This is a genomic window from Pantoea sp. SGAir0418, assembly GCF_043529865.1.
The window spans coordinates 23551-41566 of record NZ_CP027912.1 but is presented as its reverse complement, the minus strand read 5'-3'; the positions used below and the strand labels follow the sequence as shown (position 1 = coordinate 41566).

Genomic DNA, 18016 nt, shown 5'->3' with positions numbered 1-18016 from the left:
AGATTCAGTGGCAATACGATGAGTCTGTTAGCTTAAAGCAGAATGATACTTTAAAGGTGAAACAGAAATACCCGGCTTAGTTTTAGAGAATGCGCTTCACGGCCTCGTTATAAACCTCCGCGCGTTCTCTTTTACCAACCGAAATCACGAAAACCACCACCTTCTCGTCTATCACCTGATAGACAAGGCGATAACCTGAAGACCTGAGCTTTATTTTGTAGCAGTCAGGCATACCGCGAAGCTTGTTCGCTTCAATACGGGGTGCCTCAAGTACTTCAGCCAGCTTTTTTTTTAATTGTTCACGTACCGTCGAGCCCAGCTTTCGCCATTCCTTTAGTGCCCGCTCGTCAAAATCCAGAAAATAGGCCATCAAAGGTCATCCAGCGTCACACGAACTGGCTTAGGATTGCGAAGCCGCTCTTTCACTATTTCGACCAGCTCAGCATCTTCGTCGCTCAGCAGTGTCTGTTTGAACGGTAAACGTTCATTTTCGGCGATATACTCAAGCATGAGACGAAGCGCTTCAGAGGGAGTCACCCCCATTTTTTCAAGCGCAGCGTAAGAACGTGCTTTGAGTTCATCATCAATACGCAGGTTGATGCTGCCCATGTCCTACACCTCTTGTACATACAAATGTCATTACAAGTATTTCACTCCCTCATGCATATATCAAGTCCTGCCCAGCGTTATACGCGCTCTGCAGGTAATGAGATTCACCGCAACACGACTTCTGCCTTAAACGTAGCCCATCAGTTTCAGCATTGACTGTGCCTGGTGCATCGCTTCGGCGCGATGGGTGACGCCCAGCTTCTGGTACAGATTACGGATATGGGTTTTGATGGTGGTTGCCGCGACGTCCAGCTCGCCGGCGATCTGATCGTTGCTGTAGCCGGAGTAGATCAACCCCAGCACCTGCCATTCGCGCTGGGTCAGCGGACTGGTGCGAATCAGCTCCGGCACATCCGGGTGGTTCAACAGCCGGCTGACGAAGCCCTCATCGAAATGGGCAAACTTATGCCGGTGATACTTGTTGATCTCATTGAGAATGCGCCGGGCCCGATGCTGATCGAGTTCGCTCAGCGTATTGAGCTGAATTAACTGGCGCAGCTGCTGCGCCATCATTTCGCCCTCAATCACGAAGTGGCTAACGAAGCCGGTGCTGCGTGCCAGCTTCAGCGCTTCGATCAGCGCCTGCTGCGCCTCCGCTTTGCGCGCGGTTTGCCAGTAGATTTGATTTAGCAGCAGCAGGTTACGGTTTAAATCACTCATCAGCCGCAGCGCATGCGCATTCTCATTCAGCTCATCGAGGATCACTTCGGCCTGGCTGAGGTTGCCCAGCAGGATCTGCGCCCGCGCCACATTGCGCCACTGGCCCTGCAAAAAATGATTGTTGGCAAAGGCGGGTTTATCGGTATGGCGCATCCAGTGGCTGGCGCTCTGTGCATCGCCCGTCATCTGCCAGTAGATCAGCCGCACTTTGTCGGCGTTGGCAATCCAGTCGCTGTGCAGCACGCCGTTATTCATCAGGTTTTCCAGCCGGCTGAGATAGCTGCGCGCATTATCCAGATTGCCGCGTGCCAGCGAGCACTGAATCAATAGCCCAAGGCACTGGATTTGCTGCTGGGGCGGATAGCCTTTCAGGACTTTGATGCCTGCGCGCGCGGCGTGTTCGGCCTCATCCAGCCGGCCCCACGCCCACATCAGCTGCGCACGGATGCGCAGTAAAAACTCGTGCAGCGGGATGTTCGCCAGATGCTGTTCACTCACCAGCACAAACGCTTTTTCCTGAATCTCCCACGCTGACTGTAAAAAGCCCTGCGCGAACAGGATTTCGCTCTGCTGAATCAAACTCCACAGCGCGTAGTGCCAGGCTTCATCGCGGCGCGCCATCTGTTCGGTTTGCCGCATCAGCGCCAGCGAGTTGGTCAGGTCACCTTTGCAATGCATCACTTCGCCGTGCACTGAGGTGGCCACAATGCGGCTGTAGCGACGCGTTTCCGGCAGCGTTTCCAGCGCCAGCCGTGCCAGCCGCTCTGCTTCGTCGGCGTTGCCGTGATTGATGGCCACCTGTGCGCGCACCGCATTGAATTCGCCCTGCAGCGCGGCGTCAATTTCGCAGTCGCAGCCTTCCTCAAAGCGCGCCAGCAGCCGGTTAACTTCAGAAAAGCGATGCTGGCTCTGCATCAACCAGGCCTGCAGCAGTACCAGTTTCGGACTGGCCAGCAGCGTGCGCCACGGCAGCGCATTCAGCGACTGCTCCAGCAGTGCCAGTTCGCTGCGGTTGAACAGCGTCCACGCATGCTGCAGCAGCACGTCGCGCAGCATATCGGTATCGCCGGACGCCAGCGCATGATGAATCGCCTCGCCGGGAAAACCTTGCGCCATCCAGCTTTGCGCGGCCGCGCGGTGAATGGCCGGTAGCTCGCTGGCCAGCTCCCATTCGCAGCGCTGACGCAAAAAGCTGCCGAACAGCGGGTGATAGCTGAACCACTGCCCTGAATCATCCATGCGCTGAATAAACAGCCCCTGACGTTCAATTTCTTCCAGCCGCATGCGCCCGTTGTCTTCACCGGTCACGCAGGCGACCAGCGCATCATTCATCGACTGCAATAACGCGCTTTTCAGCAAAAAATGGCGCGTGGCGGCATCGACGTTATCCAGCACTTCCTCGACCAGATAATCGGAAAGGTGGCTGGCATTAATACCGGAGAGCCGGCGAGCGGAGTCCTGCGCCGATGCCGCGCCCTGACGGGTGGACAGTGCGATCAGCTGTAACGCGGTCGCCCAACCTGCTACATCATCACACAGACGGTTGCTCTCATCCGGCGCGAGCGGCGCACTCAGGCGGCAGTCGAAGAACTGTTTCGCCTCCTGATGGGTGAAGGCCAGCTGCTGGCTGCCCAGCTCCAGCAGTTGTTCACGCACGCGCAGATTAGCAATACCCAACTGCGGCAGATTGCGGGACAGCACTACCAGCGTCAGGTTATCCGGCTGATGGCGCAGGAAAAAGCGCATCGCTTCATGCACGGCAGGATTGGTGATGTGATGATAATCATCGATGATCAGCCACAGCGGCTGCTGCCACGCGGCCAGCTCATTAAACAGCTGGGCGAACAGCGCATTGAGGTTCACGTACTGACGCTTTTGCGCCAGCGTCTCGCTGCGGCTGCATGCGCCGCGGGTAGCCTGCTGCAGCGCGGCGATCAGGTAATCGGCGAAGCGCTCCGGCTGATTGTCGCCCTCGTCTAATGAATACCAGCCCAGCTCGCTTTTATCAGCCGCCCACTGCGATACCAGCGTGGTTTTGCCGTAGCCCGCCGGGCTGGCAATCAGCACCAGCCGGTAATTCGCCGCTGCGCTGAGCTTTTGCAGCAGACGATCGCGGGTAACCGTGCTTTCAGGACGAACGGGACGACTCAGTTTTGAGGGTATCAACATGGGCGCACGCTTCTCCGTTAACGTTCAGCGCATCATTTTTTTACGCTTCGTAATTAATAGTCATACACGTTCGGAGATTCGGTTACTGAATGCAAGCGAACTGATTAGTTACGCTTTACAAAAGCGAGTGTTATCACACTCCTGCCGCGCTTTCAGATTTACCTCAGCCTCTCCACCCTCCCTGTCCTCCCCGTGGAATTTTTTACAGGAGGAGGTAGCCGCCTGGCGGCAGCGTCACACTGCCTGTAACCCTATTTATTCGACTGGAGTTTCCCTATGGCACTGCCCACATTTGACCCTGACCGTTTTTCTGCCGCGCTGGTGCGCCAGTGGCAACGTTTTGGCCTGCCGGATGCGCAGGAAATGAGCCCCGACCAGTGGTGGCACGCGCTGAGCGGCGCGCTGGCCGAACTGCTGGCGGATATACCGGTGCAGCCGGCCGCTGGCGGACAGCGCCACGTTAATTATCTGTCAATGGAGTTTCTGCTGGGCAGGCTGACCGGCAACAATCTGCTGAATCTCGGCTGGTACGACGGCGTTAAAGCGACGCTGGCCGCAGCAGGCGTGACGCTGAGTGACGTGCTGGAGCGTGAAACCGATCCGGCACTGGGCAACGGCGGTCTGGGACGGCTGGCCGCCTGTTTTCTCGATGCGATGGCGACCACCGGCCAGCCTGCGCTCGGCTATGGCCTGAACTACCAGTACGGTCTGTTTCGCCAGCATTTTGTCGGGGGCGCGCAGCACGAACAGCCGGATGACTGGCAGCGCGATCGTTATCCCTGGTTTCGCCACAACGCGGCGCTTGACGTGCAGGTCGGACTGGGCGGCAGCGTGACCACCATTGACGGCGTGGCGCACTGGCAGCCTGCTTTTGTTGTGCAGGGTGAAGCCTGGGATCTGCCGGTGGTCGGTTTCCGCAACGGCATCACGCAGCCCTTGCGTCTGTGGCAGGCAAAGCATGCCCGACCGTTTGATCTCCAGCGTTTCAATAACGGCGATTTTCTGCGTGCAGAACAGCAAGGCATTGAGGCGGAAAAACTGACCAAAGTGCTCTACCCGAATGACAACCATCAGGCAGGCAAAAAGCTGCGTCTGATGCAGCAGTATTTCCAGTGTGCCTGTACGCTGGCGGATATTCTGCGCCGTCATCAGGCGGCGGGACGATCCATCGAAACGTTAGCGGATTATGAAGTGATCCAGCTGAACGATACGCATCCGACGCTGGCCATCCCGGAGCTGTTGCGCCTGCTGCTGGATGAGCACCGGCTCAGCTGGCAGGACGCATGGCGCATTACCCAGCGCACCTTCGCCTATACCAACCACACGCTGATGCCGGAAGCGCTGGAGTGCTGGAACCTGCGCCTGGTGCGCAGCCTGCTGCCGCGCCATCTGATGATCATCAATACGCTCAATGCGCAGCTAAAACAGCAGGTTGAGGCGCGCTGGCCGGGTAATCAGGCGATCTGGTCAAAACTGGCGCTGGTGCACGATCAGCAACTGCGCATGGCAAATCTGTGCGTGGTCGGCAGCTTTGCAGTCAACGGCGTGGCGGCGCTGCACTCGCGGCTGGTGGTACAGGACCTGTTCCCCGAGTATCACGCGCTGTGGCCGGAGAAGTTTCACAATGTCACCAACGGCATCACGCCGCGTCGCTGGATCAACCAGTGCAATCCGGCGCTGGCGGCGCTGATCAACAAAACGCTGCAGCGTCCGTGGCTTAACGATCTCGATGCGCTGCAGGATCTGACGCCATTCGCCGATGACGCCGCCTTCCGCGCCGAATATCGCGCCATTAAGCAGCACAACAAGCAGGCACTGACAGAGTGGATCGCCGCCCGAACCGGCATTGCGGTGCAGCCTGATGCGCTGTTTGACGTCCAAATCAAGCGGCTGCACGAATACAAACGGCAGCACCTGATGCTGCTGCACATGATTGCGCTGTGGCAAACGCTGGTCAGCGATCCGCAGGCCAATCTGGCTCCGCGCGTGATGCTGTTTGGTGCCAAAGCGGCGCCGGGTTATGCGCTGGCGAAAAACATCATTTACGCCATCAATAAAGTAGCAGAGACCATTAACCACGATGCGCGCGTCGGCGACCGGCTGAAAATTGTCTTTATCCCTGATTACAACGTGTCGGTTGCCGAGCGCCTGATCCCGGCCGCCGATCTCTCGGAACAGATCTCTACTGCGGGCAAAGAAGCATCCGGTACCGGCAATATGAAGCTGGCGCTGAACGGTGCACTCACCATCGGTACGCTGGATGGGGCCAACGTTGAAATCGCGCAGCAGGTCGGTGAAGAGAATATCTTCATCTTTGGCCATACCGTAGAGCAGGTCAGCGCGCTGAAACAGGCCGGTTACTCGCCATTGAACTGGCGCAGTAAGGACGCGCAGCTGGATCGCGCGCTGACCGCGCTGGAAGATGGCACCTTCAGTAACGGCGACCGCACGGCGTTCAGCGATCTGGTCAACAGCCTGGGCGCGCAAGGCGGCGATCCTTATCTGGTACTGGCTGATTTTCGCCACTATCTCAACGCGCAGCAGCAGGTTGAAGCGCTGTGGGCCGATCCTGAGGCCTGGACGCGCGCCGCAATCCTCAATACCGCGCGTTGCGGCATGTTCAGTGCCGATCGCGCCATTCGTGACTATCAGCAACGTATCTGGCAGGCCAGCCGCTAAGGAACGCCATGAAACCCAAAGATGCTCTTGATCGCCGTGCTGACGCGCTTATTGCTGCGGAATATATTGATGCGCACGGAAAACCGCGGCAGATTTCTGCTCTTACCCATCAGCGTCTCGCTGCGCTGATGCAGGCGCCTGTGAACGGCTCCGCACCGCTGCCGCCGGTGGTGATTTTTTATGTCGGACAGCCACTGAGTCTGGCACCGGTGCTCAGCGCCGACGCGGAATGGCAGCTGACGAGCGAAAGCGGTGAAAGCTGGTCCGGGCGCTGCCAGCCGGGTGAAGCGTTGGTGTTGCCCGCGTTGCCCGCCGGTTATCACCAGCTGACATTGACCCAGGAGTTACAGTGTCACTGTTGCCCGATTATAGTGGCACCCCGCCGCTGCTACGAACCTGCGGAACTGCTGGCGGGCGAATCGCTGTGGGGCAGCTGTATTCAGCTGTATACGCTGCGCTCTGCGGCTAACTGGGGCATCGGGGATTTCGGCGATCTGCGGCAGATGATCGCTGAAACCGCGCGGCGCGGCGGCGCGTTTGTCGGGCTCAATCCGCTGCACGCGCTGTTTCCTGCCGCACCGGAGAGCGCCAGCCCTTACAGTCCCTCGTCCCGGCGCTGGCTCAACATCCTCTATATCGATGTGAGCGCCGTGGCCGATTTTGGCCTCAGCGACGCGGCGCAGGCCTGGTGGCAAGCTGAGGAGACGCAGCAGGCGATTCGGGCAGCGCGTGACGCCGCGTGGGTGGATTACCCTGCCGTCACCCGGCTTAAGCTGCAGGGACTGCGGCTTGCCTGGCAGCAGTTTCGCCGGCGCACGGCAGATGATGGACAGGCGCAGGCGTTTGCAGAGTTTGTGCGTGCCGGGGGCGACAGCCTGCTGCATCAGGGGCTGTTTGATGCGCTGCACGCGGCGCGCAGCGCCCAGGATGGCACGGGTTATGGCTGGCAACACTGGCCGGCCGAATGGCAGCAGGCGAACAGTGCGGCAGTGCTGGCGTTCCGCATCGAGCACAGCGACGAGGTGCGCTTCTACATGTGGCTGCAGTGGCTGGCGGCAGAGCAATTCGCCGCCTGCTGGCAGCTGTGTCAGCAGCAGCAGATGGCGATCGGGCTGTATCGCGACCTGGCGGTGGGCGTGGCGGCGGATGGCGCGGAAACCTGGCGCGATCGGCAGCTTTACTGCCTGGACGCCAGCGTTGGCGCGCCGCCGGATATCCTCGGTCCGCTCGGTCAGAACTGGGGATTGCCGCCGATGGACCCGCAGGTGATGGCCGCGCGCGGCTATGAACCGTGGATCGCCCTGCTGCGCGCCAGCATGCGCGACTGCGGCGCGCTGCGCATTGACCATGTGATGGCGCTGCTGCGTTTATGGTGGATACCGAAGGACGAAAGCGCGGCGCACGGTGCCTATGTGCACTATCCGGTGGATGATTTGCTGGCGATTCTGGCACTGGAGAGCCAGCGCCATCGTTGCATGGTGATTGGCGAGGATCTGGGCACCGTGCCGGAAGCCATCGTTGATAAACTGCGCGACGCCGGTGTGTACTCCTACAAAGTGCTCTACTTTGAGCAGGAATCGCAGCGCCACTTCCGCGCGCCAGCGACGTGGCCGCGTCAGGCGATGGCCGTTACCACCACCCATGATATGCCGACGCTGCGCGGCTGGTGGCAAAGTGACGATTTGCGGCTGGGCAGCGCGCTGGGGCTGTACCCCGATCGGGCGATTCTCGCTGGCCTGTATCGCGATCGGCGCCTGGCTAAACAGGCGTTGCTGCGTACGCTGTTGCGCAGCGGTGATCTGCCGCCGCGCCGCCGCTTCCGGCGGGCCAGCGTGCGCATGAGCCATCAGCTTAGTCAGGCGATCCATCGCTATCTGGCCCGCAGCCAGTGTGCGCTGCTCGGTTTGCAGCCGGAAGAGTGGCTGGATATGGCACTGCCGGTCAACGTGCCGGGCACCGTCGATCAGTATCCCAACTGGCGACGTAAACTAAGCGTAACGTTGGAAGCGATGGCGGAGGATGACAGGATCGATGCGTTGCTGACGGCGGTACAATCACGTCAGCGTCAGCGTCAGCGTAAGTAGCACGAAACCGACCTGCTGCGTGCAGGTCGGAGTGCCATAAAAAAGGTGCGCCGAAGCGCACCAGGTGGGGCAACTCAGCACTGTCGGGGCAGTTTCACCCCTTGCCTTTAACACTGCTGATAAAGGTTTGCCGCGCCGAGGTCGATCCCAGACGCTCTGCTTCATCCAGCAGCTTCAGCGCTTTATCGATATTGCCCTGTTGCACCGCCTGACGAATGCTCTGATTGAAATAGCTTTCCGTCTCATTCACCAGCGGTGCCGGTTCAGGCGCTGGCGCGCGCGCCGTCGTGGCGGCCATGGCCGGCCGGGTGCTGCCAACGGTCACGGCGGCAGGCGCGGCTGAGCCAAACAGCGGGCCGACCAGTATCGACGAGCCGGAACTGGTTGCCACTTTCAGTTTGATTTTGCCGTCGCGACTGTGACGCGCCACCGGATCGGGAATATCCGGTACCGCATGGCCGGTGCCTTTGGCATAAGCTTTGGCCGGATCCAGCAACGTGGTGGTCTGGGTTAAATCCTGGTCGGTGGTGAACACGAGCAAATAGATCTTCTGCTGGCCCGGCACCGGCGTCAGCTTCATCACTCCTTCCAGCCGGTCGGCGCTCATCACGCCGGGCTGCTGATAGCTAAAGAAGCGGCTCGGAAACCACGCGGCCGGCTGCAGGTTTTCGTCCAGTACCAGCACATTAGGGGCAAAGACCTGATTGTGTACCACCTCGCTGCTTAGCGTAACCGTCAGCTCGCCCTGATTGGCAGGCAGGCTGTAAGCCGCAATGGCCCCTGTTACGCCACGTACATCCAGCGGCGTTGCGCTTTGTGTCAGCGTGGTGGTTTGTGCACGTGAAGCATCCACCGGCTGCCAGCTCAGCTGCTGCAGCCGCGCGGTGGGAATGGACGGCGCCGCGGAAAGATCCTGTGGCACCAGATTGATGTCGGCCTGAACTGGCATAATGACGCCGGTCAGCAGCGCGCTGCTCAGGCAGAAGGCGATAAGATGTTTTTTCATTGTGATATCCCAACAAGCTGTCAGGCAGCGGCGTGGGCCAGGCAATGGCTGCCGCTGTCCGAAAACGCCGTGCGTCTGCCGCACGGCGGATGTTTGCTTAACCTGCGCAGCGCCTTACCACCAGATTTCCATCTGTGCGCCGAAGGTCCACTCATCGTTGTCGCCACGGCTGTTGGTGAACAGACCGTTGCCGCTGCTGTCCGCTGCGGCCAGCGACGTGATATCGCCGGAGGCGTCTTTGCTGTAGCCCCACTTCTCATCCCATTTGGCATAGGTAGCGAACAGGCGCAGCGCCGGACGTGACCAGATGCTGTCGCCAGCCTGCCACTGCTGCGCCAGGGTAATTTTGTACTGGCCGTTGCGTTCGCTGACCTGCTGTGACTTAACGTTGTCATAGCCGACTTCCAGCAGGGTGCTCATGATCGGCGTCCATTTGTACATAGGACGTACGCCGACGGTGTACCACTCGGTTCCGCGGTTGTTATCCAGATCGACGTTCTGGTACATCGCCACGTACATCAGATCCCAGCGATCGGCCAGCGAGATCGCACCGTGATCGAGGATGCGGTACATATTGCCGTTGTTATTGATGTTGCTGCCCTGCGGCAGGCCTTTGCCCTGCGAGGTCAGCGCATCAGTGGCGTACTGCAGCACAAACTTGTTGTAGCCTTTCAGCATGCTCTGCGTGTGTTCCGCGGTGAACATCCAGCCATCTTTCGACGCGCCGTCATCTAAGCGATAGCCGTCACGCGCGTTGGCGCGGCCATAGTCGACACCCAGTTCCAGCACGCCATTGGGGTTAGTTTCCAGGCCGGCGAGACGCACATCAAAAACGTCGTTGGCGGTACTGGTGGCGTAATCACGAATCTGGTCACTGGAGAAGGTGTAAGAGCCGCCCGCTTCGGAAGAGCGCGTCGCGGCGAACGAGAGCTTACCAAACCCGAGATCGACATCTTCCAGACCGGCACCCGGACCGGAGATATCCCAGTAGTAGAAGTCGATCATGTGAACATCGTGACGCTGATAAAAGCGTTTACCGGCCCAGATGGTGGAACCCGGCAGCGCATCGATCAGGTTTTTTCCTTTCACGTTGGCTTCACGGAAGGCCGGTGAGGTCGCTTCCCAGTCATTCTGCTGGGAAACGGAATAGGCGACGTTGGTATCGAAATAGAAACTTTTATCGCCCTCTTTCCACACTTCCTGACCCAGTTTCAGTTCAGCATAGGTTTCACATTCGTTGCCCAGACGGTATTTGCTTTGCGCGCCGGTAGCCTGAAAGCACTGTTGCTCACCGCCGCTGCCGGTCCAGCCGATACCCGAACGGGCGTAACCCGTAAAATCGACCGCCATGGCTTGAGCGGAGAGCGTACCCGCTGCGATGGCAATCGCGACGGGAAGTTTGCGCAGAGTTAACATTTTCTATCTCCTGAGGTCATTGCTTTTATTGTTTTGCAGGGCTAAACACCGGGTTCCTGATGCAGCCTGCGGCAGGCGCTCCCGTCCTCGCGGAACAGGTGACAACGCTCCGGCGGCAGGCCAATACCCATCAGGGCGCCCTCTTCTACCAGCACCACGTCCTCCTGGCGGTACACCAGGTTCTGACGAATGGCGGGGATCTGGATATGGATCTGCGTCTCGTGGCCGAGCTGCTCAACCACCTGCACTTCGCCCTCCAGCGTGACATCGGCGATGTCGCTGGAGAGCAGATGTTCCGGACGAATACCCAGCGACATGTTGCTGCCGACCTGGACGCCGGCGCTCTCCACCGGCAGCCATACAAGCTGATCGTTGGGCAGACGCACCTGCACCTGATCGATGGCGGTGGCGGTCACTTTGACGGGCAGAAAATTCATGCGCGGCGAGCCGATAAAACCGGCAACGAAGCGGTTAGCGGGATAGTGATAGAGTTCGAGCGGCTTGCCGACCTGGGCGATGCGACCGGCGTCCAGCACCACGATCTTGTCGGCCAGCGTCATCGCTTCGATTTGATCGTGCGTAACGTAAATCATGGTGCGCTTCAGGCGCTTATGCAGGCGTGAGATTTCGATGCGCATCTGTACGCGCAGCGCGGCATCAAGATTGGACAATGGCTCGTCGAGCAGAAACACACGCGGTTCGGCCACCAGCGTGCGCCCGATGGCCACGCGCTGCCGCTGTCCGCCTGACAGCGCTTTGGGTCGCCGTTCCAGCAGGTGCGCCAGCTGTAACACCTCCGCCACCTGATTGACGCGCTGCTGGATCTCAGCACGCTTTACGCCGGCCAGCTTAAGGCCAAACGACATGTTTTCGGCCACCGAAAGGTGCGGATAAAGGGCGTAAGACTGAAACACCATGCCAATACCGCGCTCAGCGGGCGGAACATCGTTCATACGCTGACCGCCAATCAGCAGATCGCCGCGGGTGATGGTTTCCAGGCCGGCGATCATGCGCAGCAGCGTTGATTTGCCGCAGCCGGAGGGACCGACGAACACCACAAATTCCCCTTCGCCGATCTCCAGATTGATGTCTTTTGATACCTCAGTATCGCCCCAGGCCTTGGTGACATGGTGTAACGCAACGCTCGCCATGATGCTTTCCTCTTCGCAGGCTCATGCTTGCCTGCAGCACCGCAGGCAGACTCCGGCGACCACTATGGGCAGGGGCAGACGGCGCAACATCCTCCACCGTGTGGGTTTTTACTGGGGGATGAGGCGGGAGGAGGAGTACACGTACGCCAGCCGCGCCGGCGCGACGTTCACGGCAATTTTGTGAGCTGTCACGCAGAGCTGACGCGTCAATAGTGTGCGCCAGCGCGTATTAAGGCGCTGTTTTGCAAGCGCGATCACGGCTTAGTGCCGTTGGGCGTAGATCGCAGGAGGATGAAGAAATGGCATACCGCCGCACAATGATGCCATTAATGATTTCCGCTTCCGCTAACAGGATGGAGTTATGACAATGAAAACCGGCGCACGCGTTCTGGCCCTTTCCGCCCTTACGGCCGTACTGTTTTCGGCTTCGGCCGTGGCCAAAATTGAAGAAGGTAAACTGGTCATCTGGATCAACGGTGATAAGGGCTATAACGGCCTCGCCGAGGTAGGCAAAAAATTCGAGCAGGACACCGGTATCAGCGTGACGGTTGAACATCCTGACAAAATGGAAGAGAAATACCCGCAGGTCGCCGCGACCGGGGATGGGCCGGACATCATCTTCTGGGCGCACGATCGCTTTGGCGGCTATGCCCAGTCAGGACTGCTGGCCGAAGTCACACCGGATCAAAACTTCCAGCAAAAACTGTTTCCGTTTACCTGGGATGCAGTGCGCTTCAACGGCAAGCTGATTGGCTATCCGGTGTCTGTGGAGTCGCTGTCGCTGATTTACAACAAAGATCTGCTGCCCACCCCACCGAAAAGCTGGGAAGAGATGGCGGCGCTGGATAAGCAGCTGCGCGCCAAAGGCAAGAGCGCCATCATGTTTAACCTGCAGGAACCCTATTTCACCTGGCCGCTGCTGGCCGCCGGTGGCGCCTATGCTTTCAAAAAGACCGATAGCGGCTATGACGTGAAAGATACCGGCGTCGACAACGCCGGCGCGAAAGCAGGCATGCAGTTCCTCGTCGATCAGGTGAAAGCCAAAATCCTTAATGCCGATACCGACTATTCGATTGCCGAAGCGGCCTTCAATAAAGGACAAACCGCGATGACCATCAACGGTCCGTGGGCGTGGAGCAATATCGACAAAAGCGGCATCAACTACGGCGTTACGCTGTTACCGACGCTGAACGGCAAGCCGACCAAAACCTTTGTCGGCGTACTGAGCGCGGGCATCAACGCGGCCAGTCCTAATAAAGAGCTGGCCAAAGAGTTTCTGGAAAATTATCTGCTGACCGACGCCGGTCTCAACGCGGTTAACAAGGACAAGCCGCTGGGCGCGGTCACCCTGAAGTCTTTCCAGCAAACGCTGGAGAAAGACGCGCGCATCGCCGCCACCATGAACAATGCGCGCAATGGCGACATCATGCCTAACATCCCGCAGATGGCGGCCTTCTGGTATGCGATGCGCACCGCGACGCTGAATGCGCTGAGTGGTCGTCAAAACGTCGATGCGGCGCTGAAGGATGCGCAGGCGCGTCTCAATAAGTAATGCTGTTACGGAGCCGACGGCTGTCGGCTCGCCACTGGCTGTTAAGGAACACCGTATCATGTCAGGAATACCGCAAAAGAGACGGCACAGCCTGGTGCTGCGCAGCCTGCTGGTCGGGATCGGCTGTCTGCTGGTCGGCTACCTTCTGGTGCTGATGTATGCTCAGGGTGAATACCTGTTTGCTCTGGTCACGCTGGTAGTCAGCGCCGCAGGCCTGTGGATTTACACCAACCGGCGCGCCTATGCCTGGCGCTACGTTTATCCGGGACTGGCTGGCATGGCGCTGTTCGTGCTGTTTCCACTGGCCTGTACCGTCGCCATTGCCTTCACCAACTACAGCAGCACCAATCAGCTCAGTGAGGCGCGCGCGCAGCAGGTGCTGCTGAGTCGCCAGTATCAGGCCGGGGACGCGATGAACTTCGCGCTGTATCCGCAGGGCGATCGCTGGCAGCTGGCGCTCAGCGCGGGCGAAAACAGCTTCCTGTCTGCGCCGTTTACGCTGGGTGGTGAACAGCAGCTCAGCCTCACGCCAGCCGCGCTGCCCGCCACCGCGCGCGCCAGCTTAAAAATCATCACCCAAAACCGTCAGGCGCTGAGTCAGTTAACTGCCCGGCTGCCGGATGGTCGCGAGCTGGTGATGAGTTCGCTGCGCCAGTTTTCCGGCACGCGGCCGCTGTATGTGCTGGACGCACCGGGACAGCTGAGAAATCAGCAAAACGGTGCTCGCTATCAGGCTAACCGGGACACGGGGTTCTATCAGCAGATCAATGCAGATGGCAGCTGGGCCAGCGAACAGCTCAGCCCTGGCTTTACCGTTGGCGCAGGCTGGAAAAACTTTGCCCGCGTGTTCACCGACGAGGGCATTCAGAAACCGTTCCTGGCGATATTTGGCTGGACGCTGCTGTTTTCGCTGTTAACCGTGCTGCTGACGGTCGCGGTAGGCATGGTGCTGGCGTGTCTGGTGCAGTGGGAAGCGCTGCGGGGCAAGGCCATCTATCGTGTGCTGCTGATTCTTCCCTACGCGGTACCGGCATTCATTTCGATACTGATTTTCAAGGGGCTGTTTAACCAGAGTTTTGGCGAAATCAACGTCATGCTCAATGCGCTGTTTGGCTTCAAGCCAGCGTGGTTCAGCGATCCGACGCTGGCGCGCGCCATGCTGGTGATCGTCAATACCTGGCTGGGTTATCCCTACATGATGATCCTGTGCATGGGCTTGCTCAAGGCGATCCCGGACGATCTGTATGAAGCGTCCGCGATGGATGGCGCCGGGCCGCTGCAGAATTTCTTTTTGATTACGCTGCCGCTGCTGCTGAAACCGCTATTGCCGCTGATGATCGCCAGCTTTGCTTTTAACTTCAATAACTTCGTACTGGTGCAGCTGCTGACTAATGGTGGCCCCGATCGACTCGGCACCACTACGCCGGCGGGCTACACCGATCTGCTGGTCAACTACACCTGGCGCATCGCCTTTGAGGGCGGCGGCGGTCAGGACTTCGGCCTGGCGGCAGCCATCGCCACGCTGATCTTCCTGCTGGTCGGTGCGCTGGCGGTGATTAACCTGAAAGCGCTACGCATGAAGTTTGATTAAGGAGGCGTTATGGCCATGGTACAACCGAAATCGCAGAAGCTGCGTCTGCTGCTGACGCATCTGCTGCTGCTGCTGTTTATCGCGGCAATCCTGTTCCCGCTGCTGATGGTGATTGCCATCTCGCTGCGCAGCGGCAATTTCGCCACCGGCAGTCTGATCCCGGAACAGATTTCCTGGGAACACTGGCGGCTGGCGCTCGGGTTCAGCGTTACCCATGCCGATGGTCGCGTGACGCCGCCGCCCTTCCCGGTGCTGCTGTGGCTGTGGAATTCGGTGAAGATCGCCGCTATCAGCGCACTGGGGATTGTGGCGCTCTCGACCACCTGCGCCTACGCGTTTGCCCGCATGCGCTTCGCCGGTCGCGCCAGTTTGCTTAAGGGCATGCTGATTTTTCAGATGTTCCCGGCGGTGCTATCGCTGGTGGCGCTCTATGCGCTGTTTGACCGGCTGGGGCAATATCTGCCGTTTCTCGGCCTCAATACCCACGGCGGCGTGATCTTCGCCTATCTGGGCGGCATCGCGCTGCACGTCTGGACCATTAAGGGCTATTTCGAAACCATTGATAGTTCGCTGGAGGAAGCGGCGGCGCTGGATGGTGCCACGCCGTGGCAGGCGTTTCGTCTGGTATTGCTGCCGCTTTCGGTGCCAATCCTCGCGGTGGTGTTTATCCTGGCGTTTATCGCTGCGGTCACCGAAGTACCGGTCGCCTCGCTGCTGCTGCGCGACGTCAACAGCTATACCCTCGCGGTAGGGATGCAGCAGTATCTTAATCCGCAGAACTATCTGTGGGGCGATTTCGCCGCGGCGGCCGTGCTGTCCGCCATTCCCATCACGCTGGTGTTTTTACTGGCGCAGCGCTGGCTGGTGAGCGGCCTGACGGCAGGCGGTGTAAAAGGTTAAAGATTCATCAGTACCACTGCTTCCTCAACGGCAACCACCTGTTGAGGTTTTGGCGGCCAATGGCCGCCGTTTTTATTGCGGGCATAAAAAAAGTGGGGCACCGTGGCCCCACTTTGTTGGTTTACTGCGCTGGGTTATTCCGGCAGTGCGTAAACCACCACCTGATCACCCACCTGATCCTTCAGGATGGTGTTACCACCGGCGACAAAGGCAACATACTGCCGGCCTTTGTATTCATACACCGAGGGGTTGGCAACCGCGGGCGCTTCGACCTGATCGGACCACAGCTCTTCGCCGTTATCCAGTGAATAGGCGCGTACTTTGGCATCCATTGAGGCACCGATAAAGATCACGCCGCCGGCGGTGACTGCCGGACCGCCAATGGTTGGCGAGCCCCAGCTTTCCGGCATGAAGAAGCCGTACTGCTGCGACGCGCCGACCGGACGACGCCATTTCACATCACCGGTGTGCATATCGAGCGCCACGATCTCGCCAAACGGAGGCTGCCAGCACGGCATGCCGAGCCAGTTATTCGCCACCATCAGGCGCAGGCCGTAAGGCGCGCCTTCCTGCGGGGCGAAACCACTCTCGTTACCCGAGCCGTTATCGGCCTTGTCGTAATCGGCGCGGCTGTACAGCTTCACGTATTGCACGATGTGTGAGGTGTTCACAATGGCGATCTGTTTTTGCGGATCGAACGCCACGCCGCCCCACTGCACGCCGCCCGCGCTGTCCGGATAGGTCAGTGCGCCTTCGCCTTTGGTAGTCGGCGGCGTGTACATGCCGTCATAGCTCAGTTTATCCCACAGGCGTGAGCACTGACCGGCACCAACAATATCGGCCAGCTTCCAGATCGCCGGTTTTTTGGACTGATCCAGCAGCGGTGCCGGTTTGGTCGGGAACGGCTGGGTCGGCGACAGTTTCTCGCCCTGCACCGAACCATCGCCCTGCGGCACCGGACGCTCCTCAATCGGCCAGACATCTTCACCGGTCAGGCGATTGACCACAAACAGGAAACCCTGCTTGGTGGCCTGAATCAGCGCCGGAATCTGCTTGCCGTTCACGGTAATGTCCATCAGCGTCGGTGCTGAGTTGATGTCGTAATCCCACACATCATGATGCACCCACTGTCGCGACCACACCACTTTGCCGGTATTTACATCCAGCGCAGTCGTGGAGGTGCCGAGTGGAATTGGATCGACGCGGTTGCCGCCCCAGTAGTTTGGCGAAGGTGATGACACCGGCAGATAAACCAGGCCATGCGCTTCGTCGGCCGACATGTGGGTCCAGACGTTAGCCGTACCGGTGCGCGGGCGAATGCTGGCCGGGATGGCGTCAAAAGTCCATTCACGTGCCCCGGTCTGCGCGTTGATTGAAAACACCGTGCCCGGCGGCGCTTCTGCGTAAGCCCAGTCTTTGCCCGCCCAGCCAACGATCAGGTGATCACCCACCACCGTCGGCGGCTGGAGCAGGGACAGCGGGAATTTAGCGTTAACCGTATTCCACTGGTTGACGTTGAGCACGCCTTTATCTGCAAAGTTTTCGCACGGCTTGCCGGAATCGGCATCCAGTGCGTACAGCTTGCCGTCAACGGTGCCCATATAAACGATTTTCTGGCAGGCCTGACCCGCCTGCGGATTTTTCGCCTGCCAGTAAGAGACGCCACGATTTTTCAGTACCGGCTGGGTCAGCGCCTGACGTGGCGATTTAGTATCGTAGTGCCATTTCTCCTTGCCGGTGCCCGGATCCAGCGCAATCAGCCGATCAAATGGCGTGCCGATGTACAGCGTATCGTTGGCAAAAATTGGCGTGGCGGACCAGACGGTCGCCGGCGTGTCGCCCTTGCCATCCGAAACGTCACCGGTGTGAAACTCCCAGATTTTTTTCAGCTTGCTGACGTTGTCGGCGGTGATTTGTTTCAGCGGGCTGTATTTCTGCGCGTTGAGCTGGCCGTGAAAACTGTCCCACGTCGCCGTGGAGGGCACCAGCGGCGTGGCCGGCTGGCTGGCAGAGGCCACTTTCTCGCCGTCGCGCTTGCCGCTGGAGACATCATCGGTGGCGTGCGTGGTGCCGGGTGCCTGCTGATCGGCCGCATCCACGTTGAGTTTCTCCTGCGTACCCATCGACGCCTCAGCGGCTTTATCTTCGGCGCGTAGCGTGGCAGGTGCCATCAGCAGCGCCAGGGCAGTCATGCCGACT

General features: G+C 59.3%; 12 protein-coding genes. 5 read left to right on the top strand and 7 right to left on the bottom strand.

Features of this window, described 5'->3' with window-relative positions; all coding sequences use genetic code 11:
- Nucleotides 1–82 precede the first annotated feature (82 nt).
- From C1N84_RS19250 to malT, 3 genes are all read right to left on the bottom strand, one after another.
- Nucleotides 83–370: a type II toxin-antitoxin system RelE family toxin gene (locus C1N84_RS19250; protein WP_021509424.1), complete on the bottom strand. Its 288-nt coding sequence runs from the start codon at nt 368–370 to the stop codon at nt 83–85.
- Entirely contained in the window at nt 370–609 is a 240-nt protein-coding gene (gene relB, locus C1N84_RS19245) for a type II toxin-antitoxin system antitoxin RelB (RefSeq protein WP_058759167.1), read from the bottom strand. Before relB ends, C1N84_RS19250 begins: the two co-directional genes overlap by 1 nt.
- 126 nt (nt 610–735) lie before the next feature.
- Nucleotides 736–3438, bottom strand: a complete 2703-nt coding sequence (gene malT / locus C1N84_RS19240) for an HTH-type transcriptional regulator MalT (RefSeq protein ID WP_264444675.1) — start codon at nt 3436–3438, stop codon at nt 736–738.
- A gap of 276 nt (nt 3439–3714) precedes the next feature.
- Between malT and malP the strand changes: the two genes are divergently transcribed.
- Both malP and malQ read left to right on the top strand, forming a co-directional pair.
- Nucleotides 3715–6117, top strand: coding sequence for a maltodextrin phosphorylase (gene malP / locus C1N84_RS19235; RefSeq protein WP_058781475.1), 2403 nt, complete (start codon nt 3715–3717; stop codon nt 6115–6117).
- 8 nt (nt 6118–6125) lie between these two features.
- Nucleotides 6126–8201 (top strand): 4-alpha-glucanotransferase, encoded by a 2076-nt coding sequence (gene malQ, locus C1N84_RS19230; RefSeq protein ID WP_211724677.1) that lies wholly within the window; start codon nt 6126–6128, stop codon nt 8199–8201.
- A 94-nt stretch (nt 8202–8295) separates the two neighbouring features.
- On the opposite strand, the gene malM is transcribed toward malQ, so the two are convergent.
- The 3 genes from malM to malK form a co-directional block, all read right to left on the bottom strand.
- Nucleotides 8296–9207, bottom strand: a complete 912-nt coding sequence (gene malM, locus C1N84_RS19225) for a maltose operon protein MalM (RefSeq protein ID WP_058776338.1) — start codon at nt 9205–9207, stop codon at nt 8296–8298.
- A 114-nt stretch (nt 9208–9321) separates the two neighbouring features.
- Nucleotides 9322–10623: a maltoporin gene (locus C1N84_RS19220; protein WP_058759162.1), complete on the bottom strand. Its 1302-nt coding sequence runs from the start codon at nt 10621–10623 to the stop codon at nt 9322–9324.
- Nucleotides 10624–10664: 41 nt separating this feature from the next.
- Nucleotides 10665–11774, bottom strand: a complete 1110-nt coding sequence (gene malK, locus C1N84_RS19215) for a maltose/maltodextrin ABC transporter ATP-binding protein MalK (RefSeq protein ID WP_058770170.1) — start codon at nt 11772–11774, stop codon at nt 10665–10667.
- A gap of 361 nt (nt 11775–12135) precedes the next feature.
- Between malK and malE the strand changes: the two genes are divergently transcribed.
- Genes malE through malG form a run of 3 tightly spaced genes read left to right on the top strand, consistent with a single transcriptional unit; the run spans nt 12136 to nt 15817 of the window.
- Nucleotides 12136–13326: a maltose/maltodextrin ABC transporter substrate-binding protein MalE gene (gene malE / locus C1N84_RS19210; RefSeq protein ID WP_165899346.1), complete on the top strand. Its 1191-nt coding sequence runs from the start codon at nt 12136–12138 to the stop codon at nt 13324–13326.
- Between the two features lie 58 nt (nt 13327–13384).
- Entirely contained in the window at nt 13385–14917 is a 1533-nt protein-coding gene (gene malF, locus C1N84_RS19205) for a maltose ABC transporter permease MalF (protein ID WP_264444681.1), read from the top strand.
- Nucleotides 14918–14926: 9 nt separating this feature from the next.
- Complete coding sequence (gene malG / locus C1N84_RS19200) at nt 14927–15817, top strand: maltose ABC transporter permease MalG (protein ID WP_021509413.1); 891 nt, start codon at nt 14927–14929, stop codon at nt 15815–15817.
- A gap of 134 nt (nt 15818–15951) precedes the next feature.
- Here the strand turns inward: malG and C1N84_RS19195 are convergent, their stop codons facing one another.
- Complete coding sequence (locus C1N84_RS19195) at nt 15952–18009, bottom strand: pyrroloquinoline quinone-dependent dehydrogenase (RefSeq protein WP_394541916.1); 2058 nt, start codon at nt 18007–18009, stop codon at nt 15952–15954.
- Between the last annotated feature and the right edge of the window lie 7 nt (nt 18010–18016).

Bases quoted from the DNA above. Each gene is read 5' to 3' on its own strand.
- C1N84_RS19250 (WP_021509424.1), bottom strand. From the start codon at position 370: ATGGCCTATTTTCTGGATTTTGACGAGCGGGCACTAAAGGAATGGCGA.
- relB (WP_058759167.1), bottom strand. From the start codon at position 609: ATGGGCAGCATCAACCTGCGTATTGATGATGAACTCAAAGCACGTTCT.
- malT (WP_264444675.1), bottom strand. From the start codon at position 3,438: ATGTTGATACCCTCAAAACTGAGTCGTCCCGTTCGTCCTGAAAGCACG.
- malP (WP_058781475.1), top strand. From the start codon at position 3,715: ATGGCACTGCCCACATTTGACCCTGACCGTTTTTCTGCCGCGCTGGTG.
- malQ (WP_211724677.1), top strand. From the start codon at position 6,126: ATGAAACCCAAAGATGCTCTTGATCGCCGTGCTGACGCGCTTATTGCT.
- malM (WP_058776338.1), bottom strand. From the start codon at position 9,207: ATGAAAAAACATCTTATCGCCTTCTGCCTGAGCAGCGCGCTGCTGACC.
- C1N84_RS19220 (WP_058759162.1), bottom strand. From the start codon at position 10,623: ATGTTAACTCTGCGCAAACTTCCCGTCGCGATTGCCATCGCAGCGGGT.
- malK (WP_058770170.1), bottom strand. From the start codon at position 11,774: ATGGCGAGCGTTGCGTTACACCATGTCACCAAGGCCTGGGGCGATACT.
- malE (WP_165899346.1), top strand. From the start codon at position 12,136: ATGACAATGAAAACCGGCGCACGCGTTCTGGCCCTTTCCGCCCTTACG.
- malF (WP_264444681.1), top strand. From the start codon at position 13,385: ATGTCAGGAATACCGCAAAAGAGACGGCACAGCCTGGTGCTGCGCAGC.
- malG (WP_021509413.1), top strand. From the start codon at position 14,927: ATGGCCATGGTACAACCGAAATCGCAGAAGCTGCGTCTGCTGCTGACG.
- C1N84_RS19195 (WP_394541916.1), bottom strand. From the start codon at position 18,009: ATGACTGCCCTGGCGCTGCTGATGGCACCTGCCACGCTACGCGCCGAA.